The 5,874-nt window shown below is 62.3% G+C and carries 6 protein-coding genes; 4 read left to right on the forward strand and 2 right to left on the reverse strand.

Features of this window, described 5'->3' with window-relative positions; translation table 11 throughout:
• Positions 1 to 623: polysaccharide deacetylase family protein (locus MAXJ12_RS17625; protein WP_008837291.1), on the forward strand; the 623-nt coding region annotated here is incomplete at its 5' end.
• A 41-nt stretch (positions 624 to 664) separates the two neighbouring features.
• Here the strand turns inward: MAXJ12_RS17625 and MAXJ12_RS17630 are convergent.
• Both MAXJ12_RS17630 and MAXJ12_RS17635 read right to left on the reverse strand, forming a co-directional pair.
• Complete coding sequence (locus MAXJ12_RS17630) at positions 665 to 1,639, reverse strand: FkbM family methyltransferase (RefSeq protein WP_008837292.1); 975 nt, start codon at positions 1,637 to 1,639, stop codon at positions 665 to 667.
• A 63-nt stretch (positions 1,640 to 1,702) separates the two neighbouring features.
• Complete coding sequence (locus MAXJ12_RS17635; RefSeq protein ID WP_008837293.1) at positions 1,703 to 2,569, reverse strand: class I SAM-dependent methyltransferase; 867 nt, start codon at positions 2,567 to 2,569, stop codon at positions 1,703 to 1,705.
• A gap of 322 nt (positions 2,570 to 2,891) precedes the next feature.
• On the opposite strand from MAXJ12_RS17635, the gene MAXJ12_RS17640 reads away from it, so the two are divergent.
• The 3 genes from MAXJ12_RS17640 to MAXJ12_RS17650 are packed head-to-tail and all read left to right on the forward strand — an operon-like array spanning position 2,892 to position 5,756.
• Complete coding sequence (locus MAXJ12_RS17640; RefSeq protein ID WP_040586657.1) at positions 2,892 to 3,599, forward strand: FadR/GntR family transcriptional regulator; 708 nt, start codon at positions 2,892 to 2,894, stop codon at positions 3,597 to 3,599.
• Positions 3,589 to 4,635 carry an ABC transporter ATP-binding protein gene (locus MAXJ12_RS17645; RefSeq protein WP_008837295.1) on the forward strand — a complete coding sequence of 349 codons (1,047 nt, stop codon included), beginning with the start codon at positions 3,589 to 3,591 and terminating at the stop codon, positions 4,633 to 4,635. Before MAXJ12_RS17640 ends, MAXJ12_RS17645 begins: the two co-directional genes overlap by 11 nt.
• A gap of 8 nt (positions 4,636 to 4,643) precedes the next feature.
• Positions 4,644 to 5,756 carry an ABC transporter ATP-binding protein gene (locus MAXJ12_RS17650; protein WP_244421512.1) on the forward strand — a complete coding sequence of 371 codons (1,113 nt, stop codon included), beginning with the start codon at positions 4,644 to 4,646 and terminating at the stop codon, positions 5,754 to 5,756.
• Positions 5,757 to 5,874: the final 118 nt, after the last annotated feature.

The following is a 5,874-nucleotide window of genomic DNA, read 5'->3' on the forward strand; positions in this document are numbered from 1 at the left end:
CCATGTGGTGGCAGACGGCCGCGGCACTGACGCGGAAGGCTTCCTCTTTCCGGTTCGATTTTGGCAGGGGCGTCGAAGTGGTGAAAAGCGCCACGGCTCTACAGAAGGTCGCTGCCTTCGAAAGAATGTCGGCGTTCGTGCAGAAGTTCGACGAGGACTTGGCCGTGCGGAGGATCGACGATGCGGCGGACGTCCATAGGATTGATCCGACGGCGATCGTTGACAATCTGATCATGGGCGAAGCCGAATTGCGCGATCTTGCTGGCGATCCCCTTGTTCATTTCGGGGCTCATACGATGACGCATGTCAATCTGCGCAGAGTGAGTGCGGAGCGCTTGCAAAGGGAAATCAGGGAGTCAGCCGATGTCGTCGAGAGATATGCCGGCCGTCGACCTCAATCCTTTTGCTACCCCTACGGCTTTCCGTCCGCTGTGAGCGATCGTGAGATCTCCGCTGCCGCCGAGGCCGGCTTTCCAGTGGCCGTGACGACGCAGCCCGGAGTGCTGAGCGCAGCCAGCTCTGAACGTCCAACGGGCATGCCGCGCGTCTCGCTGAACGGCTCCTTCCAGAAGAAGCATTACGTCAAGGCCCTCATCTCGGGGCTGCCGTTCAGGTTCATCTAGCCGGCCTTGCACTGGTATCGGCCGGCTCGGGCAGGATGCTGTCAGCCCGATATTGCCTGTTCGGCAATCAACCTCTCCAGCCTTTCGATCCACAGGCGGCTGCGGCTGGCGACCATATCATAGCCAAAGCGCCTCGACTTCTTGATCCGGTCAAGATCATCCGGCGAGGTGATTTCCTTGAGGAACCCGTGCCCCAGCCAGAAGACACGAAGCTTGAGCACTTCCAGCACATGGCGAGTCGCCCCGTGATCGGAGTCGGAGCCATGCTCTTCGTAGACAAACACCGTGTCGCCCTCGAGCAAGCGTGAAGCGCCTGAAAAGGCCGCTATTTCGACGCCCTCGACGTCGAGCTTGACTATGAATTTATCGAGGCCTGCGAAATGCGGCAGCGCCGCGACATCGTCCACCGTGATTGTCTCGCAATCAAGGATGGGCTCGGCCCCATCGGCAGGCGCGACCGTCGAGCGTGCTTCGTGCTTGGCCCCGTAGATCCGCACATGCTCGCCGCCCGTTGCACCTATTGCCTTGTTGAGCGCCTCGAAACGGCTGCCGTTCAGCGCACGGTTGTCTTCCAGCCGTTCGAACGTGTCAGATGCAGCCTCGATGGCCACGGCCTTCTTGGCTCCAGCTTCCGGGCCACTCACCAGGATCGACCAGAACCCGTGGTTGGCGCCGCCGTCGATGAAGCCATAGTCAATGTCGCGTGAGGCTGCCAAGAGTGACCTGACCGACCGTTCGTACTCGTAGGACGGCAGCAGCATGATCGACCAGTAGGAATCGCAATAGGCAACGCGCATATGGCAGTTGGGAGCGAGCGTCAGAACCATTGCCCTGTCGCTCGGAAGAAGCGTGCGCACGGTGCGCGCGACATAGGAAAAGCCAAACTGATGGAACGGCTGCAGGATGCGCATTGCGGTCCGAAGAGTCGCCAACGCAACTCGCTCGTGCACGGCCGCACCTTCGACGCGCCCGCTTTGCGTGTCGACGATAATGTCGCTGGGGTAACGCTTAAGCATCAGCGAGTGACCTCACCAAAATGATGTCGAGCGCGAGGACGGCCTTGGACAACGGCTACAAAGTCAATGCGCATCATCAGATTTGTGTCCGCTGCCTTCGCTCGGCGCTTGATACCTGAAAACAGCATAGTCGATGGTCCGAACGGCATCGAGGAAGTGCGGCATCGCCGGAACGGCGAGCTCCTCAAAAATACCTTTCTCCCGGATTGCCGGCCGAGCCCAGTCGATCGCGCTATGGCTTGAACTTCCATAAACGACAAAGCAGCCACGTCGACGCTGTTCGAGTGACGAGGCCAGATTGCTCATCACGACGTCGAAAACATCCTTCGAAAACGGATTATAGAAGTAGACCAGCAGAGGGGATTCGGGAAATTCGTAGGTTGTGGCATCAGCCTCGATAACCGTGATTGCACGGCATTTCTGGCCCGCGCTCTTATATTTCGCGATATTGCGGCGTGCGATCTCTACCAACTCCTTGGCGAACTCGACGCCGACGATTGCAGCGAAGGGGTAGTGCGACGCCAGGAGGAGCGTCCGTGACTTGCCCGAGCCGATGTCGATGAACGTGTAGCCCCCAAGATCGAGTGGCAGACTCTTCATGATGAAGGAGAAGGATTTCGGCGACGTGCAGACGCATTCATTTCCCTGATCGCGATACGGCCCGACAACATCGAGAGTGTCGAGACGGATCGAGCCCGCCGTATCGACGCCGTTGTCGCGATCCCATTTCCGCGCCAGGCGATCGGCAACGATATGGCGGATGTTGCGGGCGACGAAGCGGCCGCTTTGGGCAACTCCGTACTTGCGCACGAGCCGGATTGGTTCGAGCACTCCCCGCTGCCGAACGAAACGAAGGGCCCTTCCGATGCGTCCTGTGGAGCGATCGTCAAGATCGGCGCTGTTCAAACCTTGGGTATCGCGGCTCACCATGGGCCGACTCCGATTGAGGGGCGAAACCCGCGTTTGCGTCGCCACCTCGCCTCCTTAGACGATAATCGTAAATAAACAGGGTGCCTGGCCCATCTCGGGCCGTGCGGCGCGAAAACGCCGCACCCACGAGATTGTTTGCGTCCGGACTACGGTGTCGCCCTGCGGACAGCGCTCATGGGTTTGAACGCCCGAAGCGGTCAGCTGTTGCGTGCCTTCGGCTGGGCGGTGATTTCCACATGCTGATTTCTTTTTTGGTTGCCAGCTTGCGCCTTACAGGTTTCTATGGACCAAATAGTAATTGGTTCGCACCAATGAGGGCGAAATGGCCCACCTGACGGACAATTCCAGCCTGGCTCTCGATCGCATCAGAAAGATGCTGAACGAGACCTCTTTCGGTCCCGACGGCAAATTGCCAACGGAAAGGGCGGTCGCGGAGCAGCTCGGCATCGGCCGCCGCTCTGTCCGTCGGGCGCTGGAAGTGCTCGAGGCCGAAGGCCGCGTCTGGAGACGTCAGGGTTCGGGGACTTTCGCCAGGCCGCCACCGTCGGACCTACATGGACGGATCGGACAAATCGCAGCCGAGACCGACTACATGGAAATCATGGAGGTCAGGCTGCGCATCGAGCCGCAACTCGCCCAACTCTCCGCGCTCAGGGCGAGAAGCGAGGCGATCGAGCGGATGCGCCAGATCCTGCGGCGCCTGGACGAGAGCGAGGATTCGGACGGCCGCGAGCTGTGGGACAGCGCCTTTCATCGGCAGATCGCCAAGAGCGCCGGCAATCGTTTCTTCCTCACGATCTTTGACGTCGTCGACCGCGTTCGCCAGGACGCGGCCTGGCAGGCTATCCGAGCGCGAGCTCGCAGCGCCGCCTATCTCGCCATCTACTCGCAGCAGCACCACACGATCCTCGAGGCGATCGCCCGCCGCGATCCGGTCAAGGCCGGCGAGGCCATGCGCCAGCATCTGATGACGCTCTACGACAATCTCGTCCACCAGACCTCGCTGGGGAGCCTGAGCGATGCGAGCTGAGACGGCCGAACGCGAAGGATCGGCACGCCGGGCCGTGCCAGCGGCCGCGGCGCCAGTCCTCCAAGTGAGCAACCTCTCGATCCGCTTCGCCGCCCAACCCGCGGACATGATCGACGATGTGAGCTTCGCCATCGGTTCAGGCCGGACGCTCTGCTTGGTGGGCGAGAGCGGCTGCGGCAAATCGGTCACCTCACTCGCCATCATGGGGCTGCTGCCACAGCGGGTGGCTCAGATACAGGGTGGAACGGCGCGGTTCTTGGGCGAGGACCTCCTGTCAATGGGCCGCGCCGCGCTGGAAGCCAAGCGCGGCAATGAGATCGCGATGATCTTCCAGGAGCCGATGACGTCACTCAATCCGGTCTTCACCGTCGGCGAGCAGGTCGCCGAATCCGTTCGCCGCCACCGCAAATACGGAAGGACCGAGGCGCGCGAGCGGGCGCTGGAGATGTTCCGCCGCGTGCGCATCCCGGCTCCGGAGAAGCGTCTCGACGAATATCCGCACCAGCTGTCCGGCGGCATGCGCCAGCGCGTGATGATCGCCATGGCTCTCGCCAACGACCCGGTGCTTCTGATTGCCGACGAGCCCACCACGGCACTCGACGCCACCATCCAGGCCCAGATACTCGACCTGATACGCGATCTCCAGGCGGAGACAGGCACGGCGTTGCTTCTCATCACCCATGACTTCGGCGTCGTCGCCGAGATAGCCGACGATGTCGCCGTGATGTATGCGGGCCATGTGGTCGAGCACGGGCCGGTCGAGGCGATCTTCAACGACCCGCAGCATCCCTACACGCTCGGTCTTATGGGTTCGATGCCTGCACTGGGCGGCCACACCGGCCGCCTGATGACGATCGCCGGTTCCGTGCCGCCCGCCGACGCCATGCCGGCCGGCTGCCGATTCTCGACGCGCTGCCCCTTCGTGGTTGAAAAATGCCGGAGCGAGAGGCCTCCGACGAGGCTGATGCCCGGCGGGCATGGCGTCGCCTGTTTCCGGGCCCCGCTCGAACTCAATGTGCGGGCGCAGCCGCAATGATGTCCGACATGATCATCGAAACCCGCGATCTGATCCGGCACTTCAAGTCCGGCGGCGGGCTGTTCGGGAAGGCCACCACCATACATGCGGTGGACAGGGTCACGCTGTCCGTGCGCCGCGGTGAGACTTTCGCCATCGTCGGCGAGAGCGGCTGCGGAAAGTCGACGCTGGCGCGCCTGCTCCTGCGGCTGATTGAACCCACCGCGGGCCAGGTCTTTTACGACGGAAAGGAACTCACTGCAGCCAGCCCCAGAGAATTGCGGGCGTTGCGGGGCGAATTGCAGTTCATCTTTCAGGATCCCTATTCGTCGCTCAACCCTCGTATGACCGTCGGTGCGCTGATCGCCGAGCCTCTGCAAGTCCACACACAAATGAAATCCGAAGAGCGCAAGACAGCGGTGCGCGGCCTGCTGCGCAAGGTAGGGCTTCGCCCCGAGCACGCGGACCGCTACCCGCACGAATTCTCGGGCGGCCAGCGTCAGCGCATCGGGATAGCGCGGGCGCTCGCTTCCGGCCCGAAGCTCCTGATCGGTGATGAGCCGGTCTCCGCGCTCGATGTGTCGGTCCAGGCCCAGATCATCAATCTGGTCGAGGACCTGAAGCAGGAATTCGGCCTGACGCTCATCATCATCGCCCACGACCTGGCAGTCATCCGTCACATGAGCGACCGCGTCGCGGTCATGTATCTCGGCGAGGTCGTCGAATTGGCCGAGACCGAGGCCCTCTTCAGCCGGCCGCTGCACCCTTACACCCAGGCGTTGCTTCAGGCGATTCCGGCTCCAGCGCCAGGGGCCGCCCGCGGCCGCCAGGTGCTTGCCGGCGATATCCCGTCTCCGGCCGCACCGCCCGACGGCTGCCGGTTCCACACGCGCTGCCAGCACGCGACGGAACTATGTGGGCGGATGAAGCCGCCACTGGGCGATGCCGGCGAAGGCCGCTCCGTCGCCTGCCACTATTGGCGCGAAATTACACCACCGCCGCTCGACACGCTGACGGCTTCGACGCGCTCCAACAGCGCGCAGCAAAGGTTCGAGCTTTATCGCAGATACACGAAAACGCCGCGTGACCAAGGCAGCGACGCGGTGACCCACAACAACGCTGCCCCGGCTGGTGGAATCTGAGACCGAGAACAAAATGAGAGGAGTACAACCCATGAGAATACAACGGCTTTTGATGACACTTTTGGCTTCCGCAGCGATGGCGGGCACGGCCATGGCCGCCGATCTGAGGATCGGCTTT

Source organism: Mesorhizobium alhagi CCNWXJ12-2, assembly GCF_000236565.1.
Lineage (GTDB): Bacteria > Pseudomonadota > Alphaproteobacteria > Rhizobiales > Rhizobiaceae > Allomesorhizobium > Allomesorhizobium alhagi.

What these genes read in the sequence shown, in the direction of transcription:
- MAXJ12_RS17630 (WP_008837292.1), bottom strand. Translation starts at nt 1,639, where the DNA reads ATGCTTAAGCGTTACCCCAGCGACATTATCGTCGACACGCAAAGCGGG.
- MAXJ12_RS17635 (WP_008837293.1), bottom strand. Translation starts at nt 2,569, where the DNA reads ATGGTGAGCCGCGATACCCAAGGTTTGAACAGCGCCGATCTTGACGAT.
- MAXJ12_RS17640 (WP_040586657.1), top strand. Translation starts at nt 2,892, where the DNA reads ATGGCCCACCTGACGGACAATTCCAGCCTGGCTCTCGATCGCATCAGA.
- MAXJ12_RS17645 (WP_008837295.1), top strand. Translation starts at nt 3,589, where the DNA reads ATGCGAGCTGAGACGGCCGAACGCGAAGGATCGGCACGCCGGGCCGTG.
- MAXJ12_RS17650 (WP_244421512.1), top strand. Translation starts at nt 4,644, where the DNA reads ATGATCATCGAAACCCGCGATCTGATCCGGCACTTCAAGTCCGGCGGC.